Here is an 18,422-nt window from a genome sequence, read left to right on the forward strand (position 1 = left end):
TGCTGTGTTGATTTTTAGGCTTTTGCAGAGTCTCCCTAGCAAACGTTTTTCATTTCTAATGAAAATCTGATTCTCTTTGATGTCGTACAGCAATGATGGTAACTATTTGATCTGGTTCAATTTCAAAGAGTGCCACATATCCTGATGCACCAAATGAAATAACCAATTCGCGCAAATATGGTCTACTAACATCTGCTTTACGGCAGCTATAGGGCAATATTTTTAAAAAATCGAATCCTTTTTGAATTGCCGTCAAAGCACATTCAGCGGTTTCGTATCCATCCAGATCGCGCTCCAGTATGAACTCATATAAGCGCAACAAATCTTCCTCTGCTTCCGGCGTTAAGCGAACCGTGTAATGCATCATTAGTCGCTTTTCGCTTTGACGGTTGCAAGTTTGGTTTTTAATTTTTCTAGCACCGCATCAGCACTCACATACTGACCACTAATGCGAGCCTTATCACGTGAAGCCAAGCCTCTGGCAAGAAATTCGGCATTGGCTTTTCTGACTTCGACTTGACTCCTAACTGCCTTTTCGATGAACTGCGATAGGCTTTCGCCATTTTGTAAAACGCTTTCAGTATCTTGGCGGAGCTGAGGATCTACGCGTAAAGATGGGAATGAGGCTGTTTTCATAAAATTACCTTTTGCGTTGCAATTGCAATGCATCATATCTAATCTTGCATGCCTTTGCAATTCGTCGCTTAAGGTCAATCAGGGTGAGGGGAGCCTTAAACTGTGGTTAAGCCGTCGAACCCGAAGGGCTGTCCACATCAGGTTATCCACGGGCATGGCCGGTGGGTAACGTGTTGTGGTCAGGACGGCTTATCCACGGTCAACGGCGTTGGGGGCGGGGCTCCGCCTCCAGGCTACCGACTAGGTAGCAGTGGTTTCAAGTTCCCTTACCTGCTATGCTTCGTCTATGACCGCACCTACCCCCATTCATACCAAAACACCTCCGGCCACTGAGCAAGAGGTGCAAGAGCGCTATGCGTTGATGGACAAGGCCATCCGCCAAACAGGGCTGCAGATTGACGAGCTTGAATCCGCGCTAGGCATGTACATGGTGGGTTTTCACTTTGGTTGGAAAGTCCTGCATGTCATCCATAGCAAAAAGACCATTGCGAAGTACGAAGGCATCCTAGGCATCAAGGTGCGCGAGGCTTTTCCAGAGTACGGACCTGATGCGGACCGCACCAACGCCTTCAAGCTGATCAAGTCTGTTTCCAGCTTCTGGAAGCTGGTTTCAGGCGACGAGCGCCCGCCGATTCAGCTCGATAAACGCACAATTCAAAATTAGGGAACTTTAAATCCCTTGATAGGAATTTTATATTCCCTTTAAATAGGGAGCATGAAATTCCCTATTCGTTTTATACAATCAGCGCTTAGCGCAGCTCCCGCATCTGCAAGTGCCACGCATGACACGCAGAGGGGCCCCGCTTGCGGGGAGACTGGCGCGGCATCGGGGCGCTTGCAAGAAGCGGGCGGAACGCCTGCTTCTGGGCTTGTCAAAATATCAACAAGTGCGACGACCTATCGTGACTTCATTGAAATTGACCCCAAAAAAACACGAGTCCAAAGACTCAGAAAAACAATTCCCTCGGCTGCTAATCTGCTGCAACAAGCCCTAGGTCCAAAACGCTACAAAGCGGCCATGGTCACCTTGACCTACCGGGGTGTTGACGACTTCGAGCCCAAGCACATTTCACGCTTCTTGGACTTAGCCCGCAAGTGGATGGCAAGACGCGGCTACAAGCTGCATTACGTGTGGGTTGCAGAGCTGCAAAAACGCGGTGCACTCCACTACCATGTGTTGATTTGGTTGCCCAAAGGTTTGACCCTGCCCAAGCCCGATAAACAAGGCTGGTGGCCGCATGGCATGAGCAAGATTGAGTGGGCACGCAACGCGGTAGGCTACATGGTCAAGTACCTATCGAAGATGGACAGCGAAGGCAGCTTTCCAAAAGGTTGCAGACTCAGCGGTCGTGGCGGTCTAGACGCTTCGGCACGCTCCATCTGCCGCTGGATCAATTACGCAAGCTGGCTCAAACGCATAGCCGGTGTCAACACCCCCATCAAACGCATCAAAGGGCTTGGCCTGGTCAACATGGCAAGCGGGGAAGTGCTGCGCAGTCCTTGGCAAGTAATCGTTGCGGGAGGAAAAATCATCGTCTACCAAGTCTTCGAGCTTGTCGGTGGCATTGACTACCACGGCCCTTACTCTATGCTGGAGAAAGCCCATGCTTGAAACCACACCTAAACGCATGCACAAAAAGGGTTCGGTCTGGTACCACGTCACGCAAGGGAGTAACCGCATCTGGACGGCACTATCTCGCGACTTTCAAGAGTCATTGATCCTATGGGCTCAAGCTGAGGCCGCATCATCACCTGAGCATCCCGATTCTGTGGCCGCAGTCATCAAGCGCTACAGGCACGAAGTCATGCCCAAGAAAGCACCACGCACACGCAAGGACAACGAAGCAGAGATTCCAAATCTGCTGAACGCATTCGGCTCTATGCGCGTAGGCGATGTACAACCCTTCCATGTACGCAATTACATGGACAAACGGGGCGAAGTAGCGCCAGTGCGTGCCAATCGTGAAAAGGCCTTGCTATCGCACATCTTCAACAAAGCCCGTGAATGGGGCTACACCAACGCAGCCAACCCATGCCAAGGTGTACGGGGCTTCCGCGAGAAAGGACGCTCTCGTTACGTGCTTGATGGAGAGTTTGCGGCTGTCAAACAAGCTGCAAAGCCATTTGTCATGGATGCAATGGATTTAGCCTATCTGACTGCGCAGCGCCCTGCCGATCTGCTCAAAATGAAATGGGCAGATATACACAGCGGTGCTTTACACATCCGCCAGAATAAAACGGGGGCACTACTGGCTATTGAGGTATCAGGCGATCTGGCGCATGTACTGGAACGAATCCAATCTCGCCCTGTTGAAAAGCGTAGCGAATGGGTCTTACAGCGCGACTGCGGCCACCAGCTCAGTTACCACGGTTTGTTTGTGGCGTTTGAGAAAGCACGTAAGTCTGCTGGCGTGTCCTTCCAGTTCCGCGACATTCGCGCCAAGGCAGCAACCGACCTAGGCGACTTAGCCCACGCACAGCAACTGCTTGGCCACAGCAAACGCGATATGACAGAGCACTATGTACGGTCACGGCAAGGCGTCAAAGTCATGCCGCTACGCCTGAGGTAGTGACGCTGTAGATCGTGTGTAGAAGAGATGTAGAAAAGGGCTTACACCTTTTATAGTGTAAGCCCTTGATTTATATGGAGGCGCGACCCGGAATCGAACCGGGCTAAACGGATTTGCAATCTAAAAAGATATACTTATAACTCAACAAGATACGTCAAATCAAGAATCCATGCAATCACAAAAACTAGCCCCATCAATCGTCTTGTATGGTCTTGCTGTAGCTAACAGCCTCATTTACACGATCGCATTTTGGGCTCCATTCAACATCAACGTCATACCATATTTGAGCATCAAGGATATAATATCCCTGCCATTATCATCAATTCTTTACATAATTCTATATCCATTAGTAATATCTCTTTCATTAATAAATAAAGACAACTTTAAATCACAAAAAAACATAGAAATACTTAGCTTTACATGTCTCGCAATTTTCACATTAGCCACAACTTATTTTATATACTTAATAATAAAGAACTACGGGTTGAACCCAGAAAATTCGACCACCGAGGCTCGAACAATCATAATAATATTATTATCAACAACATTCTTATTAACCTCAATACTTGACTATATAAAAAACAAATCTTCTAGTTCAATTTTTATAGCCGCCTTACTATCTCTAGCATCTCTATCAGCATCTTTTGGATACTGGAACGGAAAAAAATCATTAAACAACAATAACTTAAATGCAAAAATTCTAGTGCAAAGCGAAATATGCAATACAAACCATCCCTCGACATGGGTTTATATCGAACGGATTGGATCAGCCGTCGTTTTCACTAATATGAAAACCAAAGAAATGTGCATTAGAAATGAAAGCAATTTCAATCTAATAAACATTAAATAAAAATCATCTAAAAAAACAAATCATTTCAATTAACCATAAGAATTAAATATTACTTCTTAAATTATCTAATATAAAAATGGGTGAGGGGAGCCCTTAGACGGTGGGTAAACCGTCGAACCCGAAGGGCTGTCCACATCAGGTTATCCACGGGCATAGCCGGTGGGTAACGTGTTGTGGTCAGGACGGCTTATCCATGGTCAACGGCGTTGGGGGCGGGGCTCCGCCTCCAGGTCACCGACTAGGTGACAGTGGTTTCAAGTTCCCTTACCTGCTATGCTTCGCCTATGACTGCACCTACCCCCATTCATACCAAAACACCTCCGGCCAATGAGCAAGAGATGCAAGAGCGCTATGCGGTGATGGACAAGGCCATCCGCCAAACAGGGCTGCAAATTGACGAGCTTGAATCCGCGCTAGGCATGTACATGGTGGGCTTTCACTTTGGCTGGAAAGTGCTGCATGTCATCCATAGCAAAAAGACCATTGCCAAGTACGAAGGCATCCTAGGCATCAAGGTACGGGAAGCCTTCCCAGAGTACGGGCCTGATGCAGACCGTACCAACGCCTTCAAGCTGATCAAGTCTGTTTCCAGCTTCTGGAAGTTGGTTTCAGGCGACGAGCGCCCGCCGATCCAGTTGGATAAGCGTACGATTCAGGATTAAGGAACTTTAAATTCCTTGACAGGAATTTTATATTCCCTTTAAATAGGGAGTATGAAATTCCCTATTCGTTTTACACAACCAGCGCCTAGCGCTGCTCCCGCATCTGCAAGCGCCTCGCATGACGCGCAGAGGGGCCCCGCTTGCGGGGAGACTGGCGCGGCATCGGGGCGCTTGCAAGAAGCGGGCGGAACGCCTGCTTCTGGGCTTGTCAAAATATCAACAAGTGCGACGACCTATCGTGACTTTCTTGAAATTGACCCCAAAAAGACAAGAGTCCAAAGACTCAGAAAAACAATCCCCTCGGCTGCCAACCTACTGCAACAAGCACTAGGCCCAAAACGCTACAAAGCGGCTATGGTCACTTTGACCTATCGGGGCGTTGACGACTTCGAGCCTAAGCACATTTCACGGTTCTTGGATTTAGCCCGCAAGTGGATGGCAAGACGTGGCTACAAGCTGCATTACGTGTGGGTGGCAGAGCTACAAAAACGTGGTGCGCTCCACTACCATGTGTTGATCTGGCTACCCAAAGGCTTGACCCTGCCAAAGCCCGATAAACAAGGCTGGTGGCCGCATGGCATGACCAAGATTGAATGGGCACGCAACGCGGTAGGCTACATGGTCAAGTACCTATCGAAGATGGACAGCCAAGGCAGCTTTCCAAAAGGATGCAGGCTCAGTGGGCGTGGTGGTTTAGACGCTTCTGCACGCGCCATCTGCCGTTGGATCAATTACGCCAGTTGGCTTAAACGCATAGCCGGTGTCAATACACCAATCAAACGCATCAAAGGGCTTGGCCTAGTCAACATGGCAAGCGGTGAAGTGCTGCGCAGTCCATGGCAAGTTCTGGTTGCTGAAGGCAAAATTTTTGTCTATCAGGTCTTCGACATTATTGGCGGCATCGACTACCACGGCCCCTACTCCATGTTGGGAGAGTCACATGCCTGAGAAGGTTCCCCCACGCTTGAACCAAAAGGGCCGCATGTGGTTTCACACGACCAAAGGCCGCAACCGCATCTGGACACCGCTATCCAGCAATCTGGAAGAAGCCAAGTTGAAGCCAATACCACCATAGACGCGCCTGATTCGGTGGCAGAAGTCATCAAGCGCTACATGCGAGACGTGATGCCCAAAAAAGCCCCACGCACGCGCAAAGACAATGAAGCGGAAATGCCTAACCTCTTGCGTGCTTTTGGAGCGATGCGCATTGGCGATGTACAGCCTTTTCATGTGCGCAAGTACATGGATGAACGCGGCGAATCTGCTCCAGTTCGTGCCAACAGAGAAAAAGCCCTGCTCTCGCACATCTTCAACAAAGCACGGGAATGGGGCTACACCAATGCCGCAAATCCATGCCAAGGCGTGCGCGGCTTCCGTGAGACTGGTCGCACACGCTATGTGCAGGATGATGAGTTTTCCGCTGTCAAACGTGCTGCAAGCCCGGTGGTAGCCGATGCCATGGATTTGGCTTATCTGACCGCACAACGTCCAGCCGATCTACTGAAAATGAAATGGGCTGATGTGTATCGCGGTGCATTGCATGTGCGACAGAACAAAACCGGTGCACGTTTGGCGATTGATCTATCTGGCGATCTTGCTGCGGTCATCGAACGCATCAACAACCGAGAGGTGACAAAGAAAGGTGATTGGATTTTGCAGCGTGATAACGGCGAGCCCATCAGCTATGCAGCCTTGTTTCAAGGCTTTGAAAAGGCACGACAAGCGGCAGGCGTGTTTTTTCAGTTTCGCGACATACGCGCCAAGGCTGCTACCGATCTTGGCGATCTCACCCACGCTCAACAGCTTTTAGGCCACAGCAAACGGGATATGACAGAGCACTATGTCCGCTCCCGCCAAGGCACAAAAGTGATGCCATTGCGCTTGAGATAGAAGCGTGTACATCAGGTGTACAAAAGGGCTTACCGGAAAACCGTGTAAGCCCTTGATTTATTTGGAGGCGCGACCCGGAATCGAACCGGGCTAAACGGATTTGCAATCCGCTGCATAACCTCTTTGCTATCGCGCCAAACTCTGCAAGTTTTCTACAGAAAAGCGGATTCTACACAACTTTTTGCCTTTACGCAGGCTTGGTGCTTACTTAGCTGTATTCCGCCCTAAAAACTCAAACCTGATGGACTCAAGGCATCTTTGCGGATAAGAGAACGATGAAACCAAGTTTGTCCTAATCAGGCTTTTTTGACCTCATCTCTAAGCACCATCAGAGGCGCTTTTCCTTCAGTGATGGTTGCCTCTTCCACAACCACCTTTTGAACATTGCTCATAGAAGGCAACTCATACATGGTAGAGAGCAAGGCCTGCTCAAGTATTGAGCGCAAGCCGCGAGCACCCGTTTTACGAGCGATCGCTTTGCGTGCAACGGCAACAAGGGCGTCAGGGCGAATCTCAAGCTCGACGTCTTCCATGCCGAACAACTTGGCGTATTGCTTGACCAACGCATTGCGCGGCTCAGTCAGAATTTGTACTAAAGCACTTTCATCGAGCTCAGTCAGAGCCGTTACCACAGGCAAGCGCCCAATCAACTCAGGAATAATGCCGTATTTGATCAGATCCTCTGGCTCAATCTCAGAGAACAGCTCCGTAATGCTGCGGCTTGCTTTCGATTTCACAGAAGCACCAAAGCCAATACCCGAGGCTTCTGTGCGATTCTCAATGACTTTCTCAAGCCCAGCAAAAGCACCACCGCAGATAAACAGGATATTGGTTGTATCGACTTGCAGAAAGTCTTGATTTGGATGCTTACGTCCACCTTGCGGGGGAATACTGGCGATCGTACCCTCTACCAACTTAAGCAGCGCTTGTTGCACCCCCTCACCGGAGACATCACGTGTGATCGACGGGTTATCTGCCTTGCGGGAAATTTTGTCGATTTCATCAATATAGACAATGCCACGCTGGGCTTCTTCAACCTTGTAATCGCAGCTTTGCAGGAGCTTCTGGACGATGTTTTCAACGTCTTCACCAACATAACCGGCCTCGGTCAATGTGGTGGCATCGGCCATCACAAAAGGAACATTGAGCATTTTGGCCAGTGTTTGAGCCAACAAGGTTTTGCCTGAGCCTGTCGGGCCAATAAGCAAAATATTACTTTTGGACAGTTCCACATCATCTTTGGCGCCACCTTGGTCTTTGTGCCATAAGCGCTTGTAGTGGTTGTACACAGCAACCGCCAATGCCTGTTTGGCCTTGTCTTGCCCAATAACGTAATTGTCCAGATTGGCTTTGATTTCTGTCGGTGCTGGCAAGTTAGGGCGCGCATCCGCTTCAGCACCTACCTCTTTCATTTCATCGTGCACAATTTCATTGCACAGATCAATGCACTCATCGCAAATGAACACAGAAGGGCCTGCAATGAGTTTCTTGACTTCATGCTGGCTCTTGCCGCAAAACGAGCAATAGAGCGTTTTTTCGCCAGAAGGATTTTTCTTCTCAGCCATTCAAACAATACCTTTGAAACATAAAACCGGAGGGACTATCGCATACAACCATGCTTGAGCGAAACAAATCGCTGCAGGCATACAGCCCAACACAAACCACGCACGCTGATGCATGTCAATACGCAGGCGTTATAACCTAAAAATGTATGCCCCGCAGCCAAGAAGGCAGGATATCAATCTGGGCTAATTGCCTTGCTGACAACGTCACAAAGACAAACGTGCTCAAGCAAGTTAAAAGAGATCGACTTCACTGTTTTGCACCGGGCCGTGTACCTTACCAGAGGCCAGCAACTCTTGGTAGTATGCCACTTGGTTTTTCCCATTGCGCTTGACATAGTAAAGCGCACGATCGGCCTGATCGAGCAGATCCGCCAGCATGAAGTTACCCGCGTGCGAAAAACCGATACTGACCGTCACCAAACCGACCTGAGGGAAGCGAAATCCCTCTACCGATAGCCTTAAACGCTCCAAAACGCCAACCGCTGTAGCTTGATCAGCAGCGCGCAACAACACGACAAACTCTTCGCCTCCATAGCGAAATACACGATCAGTATTGCGAAAGTTCTGCCTCAATAAATTGGCTACCAAGATCAGGACTTCATCGCCATACAAATGCCCGAACTGGTCGTTGATTTGCTTGAAGTTATCAATATCGATAATGGCCAGCCAATCAGACAACGCACGCTGAGATGATTCGCAGGCAAGTTGATCCTGATCGGAGTGCCGACGCTGGGCAGCAGCACGGGCTTGCGGACTCAAAGGAATCGCATTCACCGATTTAAAGCGTAAATCATCAAATGTTTTGCGGTTGTATAAGCCCGTGAGTGAATCACGCTCGCTATAGTCCAACAGATCATGGTAGTTTTGATAGACCTGAAAAACCGAAGTAATCAACTCGATACGCGCCGCATCAAAAGGCTCAAGCTGGCGCAGCTCAATGCATTGCATAGCCTGTTGCTGGTGCCAGACAATCAACCAAATACAGTGGCCTTGATGGACGCCGTCTTGCCATGTTGCTACAGCGTGCCCGCGGTTTTCGAGAATCGCCTGACGAACATGTGAGTACTGGGCCAAAGGGAGCATCTCTTCCAGCTTCTTGCCTGCTGCATAGTGAGGGCAATCCTGATCCCCTTGACCTGACTCGTGATGCTTAACAAGCACGTAATCTATGCCTTTTTCCTGCAGCAGGTCCATCATCGTGACATCCAACACACGCGGTAGGCGCGAAAGTGTCGTCACCACTGAAATCTCCAAGCGCAAGTGGTTGCGCTGGCCGGTCATTCGGGCCAGGTCTTGCAGAATGGGCGCGATAGTTGCAGACTCAGACATAAAAACAGGCAATCAACATATGGAGACAGCCAACAAGGATGAAATCCAGTCTACCGTAACCACTTGAATACCGCTCAAACAGTGTCATTCAATCTTTGATTACGCTTTGTAAAGACGATATCCCATACGCCATGGCCTAAGCGCAGGCCACGCTTTTCAAATTTCGTGATGGGGCGATACCAAGGGCGCTGAGCAAAACCTTCGTCGGCTTCTTCGCCTGCATTCGCAAGTGCAGGAAAGCCTTGCAAAACGTCGCGAATTTGGTAGGCATATTCTTCCCAGTCAGTGGCGCAATGCAGGTATCCGTCTGGTGCAATGTGCTTGATCAAAGCCTCTACAAAAGGGGCCTGAATAAGACGGCGCTTGTGATGGCGTTTTTTATGCCAGGGATCAGGAAAATAAATATGCACCCCGGCCAAACTCTCGGCCGCAACCATGTGCTGTAGAACCTCTACGGCATCATGTTGAAGAATACGAATATTTTCAATACCCTCTTCCTGAATGCGTTTGAGCAAAGCCCCAACGCCAGGGGTATGAACCTCGCAGCACAAAAAATTGTCTTCTGGCCGAGCTTTGGCAATAGTGGCAGTGGCATCGCCCATGCCAAAACCAATTTCCATAATCACAGGAGCATGGCGCCCAAAGGCGGCATCAAAATCTAAGGACTGAGGATTGAATGGCAAGACGTAACGACTGGCCAGTGCATCAATGGCCTGCTGTTGCCCCGTTGTGGTGCGCCCGGCACGCACGACGAAACTACGAATGCGTTTGAAATGCGGCGGTGCCTCAGAATCGGGCACGGAAGAAGAAGGAAGATTGGTTTGGTCTGCAGTCATCGCAGTAAGGCAGCTAAGGCTTGAAACAACGCGAATGGTTGAACATAAAAAGTCCCATCCCTTCTGCGCAGTTGCAAGCACATCTCAAAACTGAGATTGTGCCGTATTCCTTAGTACCAGCGAAGCAAGCCCTGCAGCCACGCACGACGCAAAGCGCCGCATGCACCCGCAAGATAGGCCTGCCGTTGTGCAAGTAATCAGAAAATCATCCCCTCCCCCCCAAAAAAAACTGCATACAGTTTTACAATAAATACTGCATACAATTCTGGCATGGTGTTTGCATAGCTCTCTGCCATGGACACCATCAATACGCAACCCGCCTCCATCGAAGTCGTCGCCCTGACCAAACGCTACGGCGTTGGTAAACCGGCCGTCGATGCGATCAATCTCTATGTCGAAGGCGGGAGTTATTGCTGTCTTCTTGGGCCTTCAGGTTGCGGCAAAAGTACAACCTTGCGCATGATTGCAGGTCATGAAAGCGCCAGTGGCGGAGACATCTTGCTGGGTAACAAAAACATCACCGACCTTCCTGCCTCATCCCGCGGTTCGGCCATGATGTTTCAAAGCTTTGCGCTGTTCCCCCACTTGAGTGCGCTCGACAATGTGGCTTTTAGCCTGAAGATGAAAGGCATGCCCAAGCCCCAGCGGCATGCAAAAGCCCAAGAGCTTTTAGAACGCGTAGCCATGGGACATTTGGCTGAGCGTAAACCTGCAGAACTGTCTGGCGGACAACAGCAGCGCGTGGCCTTGGCTCGTGCCCTGATCACGCAGCCCAGGGTGTTGCTACTGGATGAGCCTCTTTCTGCACTTGACCCCTTCTTACGCATTCAGATGCGTGCGGAATTACGGCGCTGGCAAAAAGAGCTAGGGCTGACGTTCATCCACGTCACCCATTCACAAGAAGAGGCCATGGCATTGGCCGATCAAATGGTCGTGATGAACAACGGCGTGATCGAGCAAGTAGGCAGCCCCCATACCGTCTACAACCAGCCCGCATCGGAATTTGTTGCTCGCTTCATGGGTGGGCATAACATCATTGAGACTGCCCAAGGCAAGATCGGCGTGCGCACCGACCATGTGCAGGTCAGCGCACCAAACTCAAGTTTCAACACCACTACAGCACGCTTGCCCGTGGTAATCACGGATGTCGAATATCAGGGCACCTACATCCTGCTGGGTATGCAACAAGAGGGCCGTGAACGCGCCTTGCACGCCACAGCTGAGTTCTCTGCCATGGTTCCGGAGCACCAATTCACGCGCACCCCGTTCGGGGTAGGCCAACGTGCAGTCATGCATTGGCAGCCAGAGCAGGCACATCCACTGCCCCAGTAAACACGCCACGCCCAATCGTGCCAACGACTTCACCCATTGCCTGTTTCTCTTTGCTCTTTCGTTTTGCCTTTCCTTTTTATTTATAGGAGTTAGTGCCATGTCCAATGCCAAGAAACTTTTACCAATGCAACGCCGCAGCGTTCTGAAAGGAACCGCAGCCATATTGGCTACAGGTCTGTTCCCCGCGATTCACGCACAGGAAAAACCTGTACTGCGGTACTTGGGCACGGCCGTCAACCAAGACAAAACAATTGCCGAAAAATTCAAACAAGATACTGGTATCACGCTGCAATATGTGGCCGTGACCACCGATGAAGTCTCACGCCGTGCAGTCACACAGCCCAACAGCTTTGACTTGATCGACACCGAATATTTCTCGCTACGCAACATCGTTCCTACAGGCAACCTCAAGGGTATTGATGTCAAACGCGTGAAAAACGCAGGCAAGATCACATCGCTATTTACCAACGGCACTGTCAACGGCAAAGCCGTTGGTGACCAAGGCACCGCACCGAAAAAGGTGATCTTCCTCGAAGGTGAGCGCAGCAAAACTTTCGCCTCGGCGCCGACAGAATGGATGACACTGATTCCCACCACGTACAACGCCGACACACTGGGCATTCGCCCCGACCTGATTGGCCGTCCCGTGGAGTCTTGGGCAGAACTGCTCAACCCAGAATTCAAAGGCAAAGCTTCCATTCTGAACATTCCTTCCATTGGCATCATGGACGCTGCCATGGTGGTGGAGGCCAAAGGCATTCACCAATATGGTGACAAAGGCAACATGACCAAAGCCGAGATCGACCTGACGATCAAAACCTTGATCGAAGCCAAGCGTGCAGGCCAGTTTCGTGCACTGTGGAAAGACTTCAATGAATCGGTCAACCTGATGGCGTCCGGCGAAGTGGTCATCCAATCCATGTGGAGCCCTGCTGTCACCGCAGTGCGCAGCCAAGGTATTGACTGCCTCTTCCAACCACTCAAAGAAGGCTATCGCGCCTGGGCGTCAGGTTTCGGGTTGCCCAGCACGCTTTCAGGCGCCAAGCTCGATGCTGCGTATGAATTCATCAATTGGTTTCTCGATGGGTGGGCTGGTGCCTACCTCAACCGCCAGGGCTACTACAGCGCAGTGCTGGAGACCGCACAGGCCCATATGGAACCCTACGAATGGGCCTATTGGATGGAAGGCAAAGCAGCCACCCAAGACATCAAGAGCCCACAGGGATCGGTCATTGCCCAGGCAGGTGAAATTCGCGATGGCGGCAGTTACGAAGACCGCATGGGTGCCATCGCCTGCTGGAACGCGGTGATGGATGAAAACAACTACATGGTGCAGAAATGGAATGAATTCGTGGCGGCTTAAACCAGCATCACGCAAGACTTGACCTTGACGCGCACGCGGAAAAACGTTGCGCGCAAGCAGAGCCCCTCCAAAAGACTCTGCTCGCATGGCAGCCTTGCTCCCCACTTTTTGCAGACTCATTCTGCGATGGCAGCACACACCATGAACGCATCTAGCCCCCCCCCTATCCAGCGACGGACCTTAACCCGCAGTTGGGTTGCCTGGTTTCAGGCTTTGCCCATCAGCATTGTTTTTTTGCTGTTCTTCTTGATTCCTTTGGGCCTGATCGGCATGGTGAGCTTCTGGAATTACAACCAGTACGAGTTGATTCCTGGTTTCACGCTAGACAACTACAGCGCCATTTTTCGTGGCTGCAGCAACCTCAGTGACCCCTGCGTCACACTGCGCACATACTGGTCTACGCTGAAGTTTGGCCTGCTGGTCTGGCTCATCACTTTGGTGTTGGGGTTTACCGTTGCGTACTTTCTGGCCTTTCATGTGCGCAGCACCACCATGCAAACCCTGTTGTTTGTGCTCTGCACAATTCCGTTCTGGACGTCCAATGTCATCCGCATGATTTCCTGGATGCCACTGCTGGGCCGCAATGGACTGGTGAACCAGAGCCTGATCGAGCTGGGCATCATTTCAACCCCGCTGGACTGGCTGCTGTACTCTGACTTCTCTGTCGTATTGGCCTTCGTCCACCTCTACACCATGTTCATGATCGTGCCCATCTTCAACAGCATGATGCGCATTGATCGCAGTCTGATTGAAGCGGCCAATGACAGTGGCGCCAGTGGCTGGCAAACCTTATGGAATGTGATCATTCCCTTGTGCAAAACAGGCATCATCATCGGCTCCATTTTCGTTATCACGATTGTGATGGGCGACTTCGTCACGATTGGTGTCATGGGTGGCCAGCAAATCGCATCCGTGGGCAAAGTGATTCAAGTGCAAACGCAATACCTGCAATTTCCACTGGCTGCGGCCAACGCGGTCATTCTGTTGGTGGTGGTCATGATGATGATCTGGGCACTCACGCGCCTGGTCGATATCCGCAAAGAATTGTGAAAAGGAGACGCGTTGATGCGAGTTGTTGATACACGCCCTGCTAGCTTTTGGCTACTGGCCTTTGTTTTCGCGCTGTTTGTGGCCTTCATGTACGGCCCAACGATGGTGATTTTCGCTTTGAGCCTCCAAGGGCCTGAAGGCGGCCTTACCTTCCCCATGCGGGGGTTTTCTTTACATTGGTTTGGCCAATTGGCCCAAGGCCTAGGCGTCGTAGATATTGGCGCTGCGCTCAAGCGCTCCTTCGCATTAAGCACTGCGGTCATGCTGATCACCGTGGTGTTCTCAGTACTTGCAGGGCTGGCTTTTCGCCGTGGATTCAAAGGCGCCCATATCCTGTTTCTGGTAGTCATCGCCAGCCTGATCATGCCCTCCATCATCGTTTCGCTGGGCATCGCGCTTGAATTTCGCTTGGTGGACGGCTGGATTCGCCAACTGCTGGAGATATTGAATGCCACGCATGCGCTGGACAACTTCAATACCAGTCTAGGGCTTTTCACCTCTGCACTGGGCGCGCATTTGACCTGGACTTTGCCCTTTGGGCTGTTGATCATGTTTGCCGTGTTCAACCGTTTCAACCGCGCCTACGAAGAAGCGGCCAATGATTTAGGCGCCTCACCATGGCAGCGCTTTGCCCATGTGGTGCTGCCGTTGATTGCGCCTTCTGTCATTGGCATCGGCATGTTTGGTTTTACTCTCTCGTGGGATGAAATTGCGCGCACCTCACAAGCCATTGGCTCCGTCAACACACTTCCCCTGGAACTCCAAGGACTGACCACCACCGTCACCACACCAGCCATCTACGCATTAGGCACCGTCACCACTTTGGTGTCGTTGGCCGCCATTGGTCTGACGCTGTTATTGATCCGCCTACTGAACGCACGTCGCACCGCGCGACCATAACAAACCAGCACTGCACACAACAACCTCGCATACCGTGCCACAATTTCGCTCCAGCGAAAAAAGGCGAGCCATTCTTTATGTTGAGCACCACAGAACGCGGCAAAACAGCAACTGAGCCCTTACAACCGGCCCCTGCCGAGGCCCCATTGAGCGATGAAACCATGCATGCACGCATGGTCAACGCCATTTTGGAGCACCGTTTACCCCCGGGAACGCGCTTAGCCGAAGACCGCCTGGCGCAAATATTCGGCGTCTCACGCACACGCATTCGTCCTGTCTTGACGCGCCTAGCACACGACCGACTGATTGTTCTGCGCCCGCATCGCAGTCCTGAAGTGGCCAGCCCAACGCAAACAGATGCGCTGGAAGTCTTTGAAGCACGTCGTTTGATTGAGCCCCGTTTGGTACAAGGCTTTATTGATTGTGCCTCAGAGGCCCAAGTCAAAACCCTGCGCCAATGCATTCGCGAAGAGCATGCCGCCTTGCTCAAAGGAGACCGGCATAGCGCTATTCGCCTCTCAGGCCAGTTCCACCTGGCCATTGCTGCGGGCGCCAAGCAACAAACGCTGGCCGATATCTTGCACGACTTGATTTCGCGCACGTCTTTGGTACTCATGCTCTATGGCGGCCCAGGTCTTTCGACATTGCACAACCAGCACAGCACCCCCAGCCATTATCAAGAGTCATGCCGTGAGCATGAACGCCTGGTCGATGCGATTGCGCTACGCGATGCCAACATGGCCAAGCAGCTGATTCTGGAGCATCTGCAAGATCTGGAAGCAACCCTGCAGTTCTCCCGGCAGCAAGACAGCAAGCCCGATTTATCCAGCATTCTGGGGTAATCCAACACCATGCGCAGCGCACCCACCCAGACCAAACGTTTACTGGTCATCAACCCCAACACCAGTGTCGAAGTCACCGCACTGCTGCAGCAGCACATTCGCACCCAGTTGCTACACAACAGTGCACAACCCGGCCCTGCGTATGAAGTCGAGGCCACCACCGCACACTTTGGGCCTGCCTACATTTCCTCTGAAGTGGCGTACACCATTGCCAGCCATGCTTGCCTGGATGCTTGGGCAGGCAAAGTCGCCGGACACAACGGCGCCCTCTTACCGTGGGACGGCATCGTGATTGGCTGCTTTGGTGACCCCGGCTTGCTGGCCATGCGTGAGTTGGCGCCTATCCCGGTAACGGGCTTGGCCGAAGGCGCCTTTACGGTAGCGGCACAGCATGGAAATTTTGGCATCGTCACAGGAGGGGAACGCTGGCGCCCCATGCTGCAGCGCCTTGCGCAGGCGCTGCACTGCGACCATACCCTGAAGGACATTGCAACCGTAGAACTCACAGGGGCGCAGCTAATGGCAAACCGCCCTGCGGCATTGGAGATGTTGCGCCAAGCCTGCCAGCAACAACTGCAAACGCACGAGGTTGATGCCATCATCATCGGCGGCGCCGCCTTGACTGGCATGGCCGCAGAGATTCAAGCGCATGTGGCCGTTCCATTGATCGACAGTGTGCACGCCGCAGCGCGCCATATCTCGCACCAGATGCGATGCGAACCACCAACGCAATCACCGCAGCCATGTACTGGCGCAGCTGTTCGCTGGAGCGGGCTCTCTACCGCACTGGAGGCATTGCTGGCCAATCGTGCTTAAGACACCATAAACAGCGCCTAGCCAACGCGCCAGAATAAGAGTGCCCGTTTACAGCTAGCGGACGTCACTCCCGCAAGCCATCACCCCTGTGAATTACGGCGCGCCCAGCCTGTGGTGTGCTTTTCAATCAAACTGAACAACTCATACATGGCCATGGCCATCGCGCCAATCACCATCAGCCCCGCAAATGCCAAAGCCATTTGCATGGATGAACCCGCCGCCATCAACAAGTAACCAATGCCTTCATTGGCCGCGGTCATCTCTGAAACGGTAGTGCCCACAAAAGCCAATGTGATTGCCACCTTCAAAGAAGCGAAAAAATACGGCAATGAGCGCGGTAAGCCTATTTTCATCAGCACATCCCAGCGCTTGGCGCCCAGTACACGTAGCACATCCTCCAGCTCAGGCTCCAGAGTTGCCAAACCCGTTGCAATGTTGACCGTAATGGGGAAGAAGCTGATGAGAAAAGCGGTCAGCACGGCAGGCCCAACCCCAATACCAAACCACACCACCAAAACAGGCACGAAGGCGGCTTTTGGCAAGGCATTGAAAGCCGTCATCAACGGGTATACAGCGGCATATGCCAAGCGCGATGATCCAATCAAAAACCCCAACAGCACGCCCACCACAATGGACAGCCCAAAGCCTGCCATCGTGACCCAGAAGGTCCGCCATGCGTGCCCTGCAATGACTTCTTTGAATTGCCAGAACTGCTCCCAAATCCGTACCGGACTGGGAAAAATAAACTCACTGATCTGCAATGCTGAGCAGATGATTTGCCACAGCACCACAATGCCAACCAACAACATCCAAGGAGACCAGCGTTCAAACTGCTTGAAGTTTTTCATCCTGCTCATCTCCTCTTTTTATTGACTAATCACGGCTTGGCCTGCTGCAGCTGGGCTGCCTTGGCGAATCGCGCCAATATGGCCACGCAGCTCCAGCACAAGATCGGTAAAGTCCTTGGTGTAGGTCACCTCTAACTCGCGTGGGCGTGGCAAGTCAATTTCACGCTTGACCACAAAGCGCCCCGGACTTTTACTCATCACATACACGGTATCGGCTAAAAAAACCGACTCTCGCAAATCATGCGTGACCAGAATCACGTTGAACTGCTGCTCCGTCCACAAGTCCCGCAAAATGCACCACAGTTCTTCACGGGTAAACGCATCAAGTGCCCCAAACGGCTCATCGAGCAGCAGCATCTTAGGCTCATGAATCAGCGCGCGACAAATGCTGGCGCGCTGTTGCATTCCGCCCGACAACTCCCAAGGGTACTTGTCCTCGTAGCCTGCCAAACCCACTTTTTGCAGCAACCTGCGTGCACGTGCTTCGTATTCCTTGCGATTTTTTTTGAAGCTGGAACGGTAAGGCTCCACGATTTCCAAGGGGAGCAATACGTTGTCTACAGTGGTGCGCCAAGGCAGTAATGAGGGCGACTGGAACGCCATACCAGAGATTTTCAAAGGCCCTGTTACAGGCTGACCATCAATCCGGATACGCCCAATTGAAGGCATTTTCAAACCTGTAGTGAGCTTCATGAAGGTCGATTTTCCACAACCCGAAGGACCCACAATAGCAATGAACTCGCCTTGCCGAATATGCAAGTCAATGGCCTCAACAGCGAATTGGTTCGCCTGCAGCAGCTCCTCGTTGTAAGCCAGCCATACATCTCGAAACTCCACAAATGGCCGCGCATCAGACTCTGTTGTTTGGGCTGCTTGGGTGGGGTGCGCGTTCATAACAATCCTTTTCTTCTTTCAACGGTCGTGTCTGCACTG

19 protein-coding genes and 1 tRNA gene are annotated in these 18,422 nt (G+C 51.6%); 12 read left to right on the forward strand and 8 right to left on the reverse strand.

The window, feature by feature from the left end; translation table 11 throughout:
* Positions 1–55: 55 nt before the first annotated feature.
* Together E9531_RS08705 and E9531_RS08710 are read right to left on the reverse strand one after the other, a co-directional pair.
* On the reverse strand, positions 56–364 hold the full coding sequence (locus tag E9531_RS08705; RefSeq protein ID WP_136573381.1) for a type II toxin-antitoxin system RelE/ParE family toxin: 309 nt from the start codon (positions 362–364) through the stop codon (positions 56–58).
* Between the two features lie 2 nt (positions 365–366).
* Positions 367–636, reverse strand: a complete 270-nt coding sequence (locus tag E9531_RS08710) for a YlcI/YnfO family protein (RefSeq protein WP_136573382.1) — start codon at positions 634–636, stop codon at positions 367–369.
* Between the two features lie 286 nt (positions 637–922).
* Between E9531_RS08710 and E9531_RS08715 the strand changes: the two genes are divergently transcribed.
* The 6 genes from E9531_RS08715 to E9531_RS08740 all read left to right on the forward strand — a co-directional run bounded on the left by E9531_RS08715 (position 923) and on the right by E9531_RS08740 (position 6,608).
* On the forward strand, positions 923–1,300 hold the full coding sequence (locus E9531_RS08715; protein WP_136573383.1) for a hypothetical protein: 378 nt from the start codon (positions 923–925) through the stop codon (positions 1,298–1,300).
* 51 nt (positions 1,301–1,351) lie between these two features.
* Complete coding sequence (locus tag E9531_RS08720) at positions 1,352–2,248, forward strand: rolling circle replication-associated protein (RefSeq protein ID WP_136573384.1); 897 nt, start codon at positions 1,352–1,354, stop codon at positions 2,246–2,248.
* Positions 2,241–3,206, forward strand: coding sequence for a tyrosine-type recombinase/integrase (locus E9531_RS08725; protein WP_244610050.1), 966 nt, complete (start codon positions 2,241–2,243; stop codon positions 3,204–3,206). The genes E9531_RS08720 and E9531_RS08725 overlap by 8 nt, the downstream gene beginning before the upstream one ends.
* Before the next feature lie 1,134 nt (positions 3,207–4,340).
* Positions 4,341–4,718, forward strand: coding sequence for a hypothetical protein (locus tag E9531_RS08730; protein ID WP_136573385.1), 378 nt, complete (start codon positions 4,341–4,343; stop codon positions 4,716–4,718).
* Between the two features lie 51 nt (positions 4,719–4,769).
* Positions 4,770–5,666 (forward strand): rolling circle replication-associated protein, encoded by an 897-nt coding sequence (locus E9531_RS08735; protein ID WP_136573386.1) that lies wholly within the window; start codon positions 4,770–4,772, stop codon positions 5,664–5,666.
* 36 nt (positions 5,667–5,702) lie between these two features.
* Positions 5,703–6,608, forward strand: a complete 906-nt coding sequence (locus E9531_RS08740; protein ID WP_244610051.1) for a tyrosine-type recombinase/integrase — start codon at positions 5,703–5,705, stop codon at positions 6,606–6,608.
* 62 nt (positions 6,609–6,670) lie between these two features.
* On the opposite strand, the gene E9531_RS08745 is transcribed toward E9531_RS08740, so the two are convergent.
* From E9531_RS08745 to trmB, 4 genes are all read right to left on the reverse strand, one after another.
* Positions 6,671–6,744: transfer RNA gene (locus E9531_RS08745), tRNA-Cys, on the reverse strand.
* 160 nt (positions 6,745–6,904) lie between these two features.
* A complete protein-coding gene (clpX, locus tag E9531_RS08750) occupies positions 6,905–8,173 on the reverse strand; it encodes an ATP-dependent Clp protease ATP-binding subunit ClpX (protein ID WP_136573387.1) in 1,269 nt (422 codons plus the stop codon).
* A 231-nt stretch (positions 8,174–8,404) separates the two neighbouring features.
* Positions 8,405–9,502 carry a GGDEF domain-containing protein gene (locus E9531_RS08755; protein WP_244610052.1) on the reverse strand — a complete coding sequence of 366 codons (1,098 nt, stop codon included), beginning with the start codon at positions 9,500–9,502 and terminating at the stop codon, positions 8,405–8,407.
* A 74-nt stretch (positions 9,503–9,576) separates the two neighbouring features.
* Positions 9,577–10,338 carry a tRNA (guanosine(46)-N7)-methyltransferase TrmB gene (gene trmB, locus E9531_RS08760; protein ID WP_136573388.1) on the reverse strand — a complete coding sequence of 254 codons (762 nt, stop codon included), beginning with the start codon at positions 10,336–10,338 and terminating at the stop codon, positions 9,577–9,579.
* Positions 10,339–10,632: 294 nt separating this feature from the next.
* On the opposite strand from trmB, the gene E9531_RS08765 reads away from it, so the two are divergent.
* The 6 genes from E9531_RS08765 to E9531_RS08790 all read left to right on the forward strand — a co-directional run bounded on the left by E9531_RS08765 (position 10,633) and on the right by E9531_RS08790 (position 16,641).
* Positions 10,633–11,670, forward strand: a complete 1,038-nt coding sequence (locus tag E9531_RS08765) for an ABC transporter ATP-binding protein (RefSeq protein WP_136573389.1) — start codon at positions 10,633–10,635, stop codon at positions 11,668–11,670.
* 97 nt (positions 11,671–11,767) lie between these two features.
* Entirely contained in the window at positions 11,768–13,033 is a 1,266-nt protein-coding gene (locus E9531_RS08770) for an ABC transporter substrate-binding protein (protein WP_136573390.1), read from the forward strand.
* Between the two features lie 141 nt (positions 13,034–13,174).
* Entirely contained in the window at positions 13,175–14,083 is a 909-nt protein-coding gene (locus E9531_RS08775) for an ABC transporter permease (RefSeq protein WP_136573391.1), read from the forward strand.
* A 15-nt stretch (positions 14,084–14,098) separates the two neighbouring features.
* Positions 14,099–14,983 carry an ABC transporter permease gene (locus E9531_RS08780; RefSeq protein WP_211343404.1) on the forward strand — a complete coding sequence of 295 codons (885 nt, stop codon included), beginning with the start codon at positions 14,099–14,101 and terminating at the stop codon, positions 14,981–14,983.
* Positions 14,984–15,060: 77 nt separating this feature from the next.
* Entirely contained in the window at positions 15,061–15,825 is a 765-nt protein-coding gene (locus E9531_RS08785) for a GntR family transcriptional regulator (protein ID WP_136573393.1), read from the forward strand.
* Between the two features lie 9 nt (positions 15,826–15,834).
* Positions 15,835–16,641, forward strand: coding sequence for an aspartate/glutamate racemase family protein (locus tag E9531_RS08790; protein WP_136573394.1), 807 nt, complete (start codon positions 15,835–15,837; stop codon positions 16,639–16,641).
* 80 nt (positions 16,642–16,721) lie between these two features.
* Here the strand turns inward: E9531_RS08790 and E9531_RS08795 are convergent, their stop codons facing one another.
* Positions 16,722–17,489, reverse strand: coding sequence for an ABC transporter permease (locus tag E9531_RS08795; protein WP_136573488.1), 768 nt, complete (start codon positions 17,487–17,489; stop codon positions 16,722–16,724).
* Positions 17,490–17,507: 18 nt separating this feature from the next.
* On the reverse strand, positions 17,508–18,383 hold the full coding sequence (locus E9531_RS08800; RefSeq protein WP_136573395.1) for an ABC transporter ATP-binding protein: 876 nt from the start codon (positions 18,381–18,383) through the stop codon (positions 17,508–17,510).
* Positions 18,384–18,422: the final 39 nt, after the last annotated feature.

It is taken from the genome of Lampropedia puyangensis (genome assembly GCF_004833285.1).
Classification (GTDB): domain Bacteria; phylum Pseudomonadota; class Gammaproteobacteria; order Burkholderiales; family Burkholderiaceae_C; genus Lampropedia; species Lampropedia puyangensis.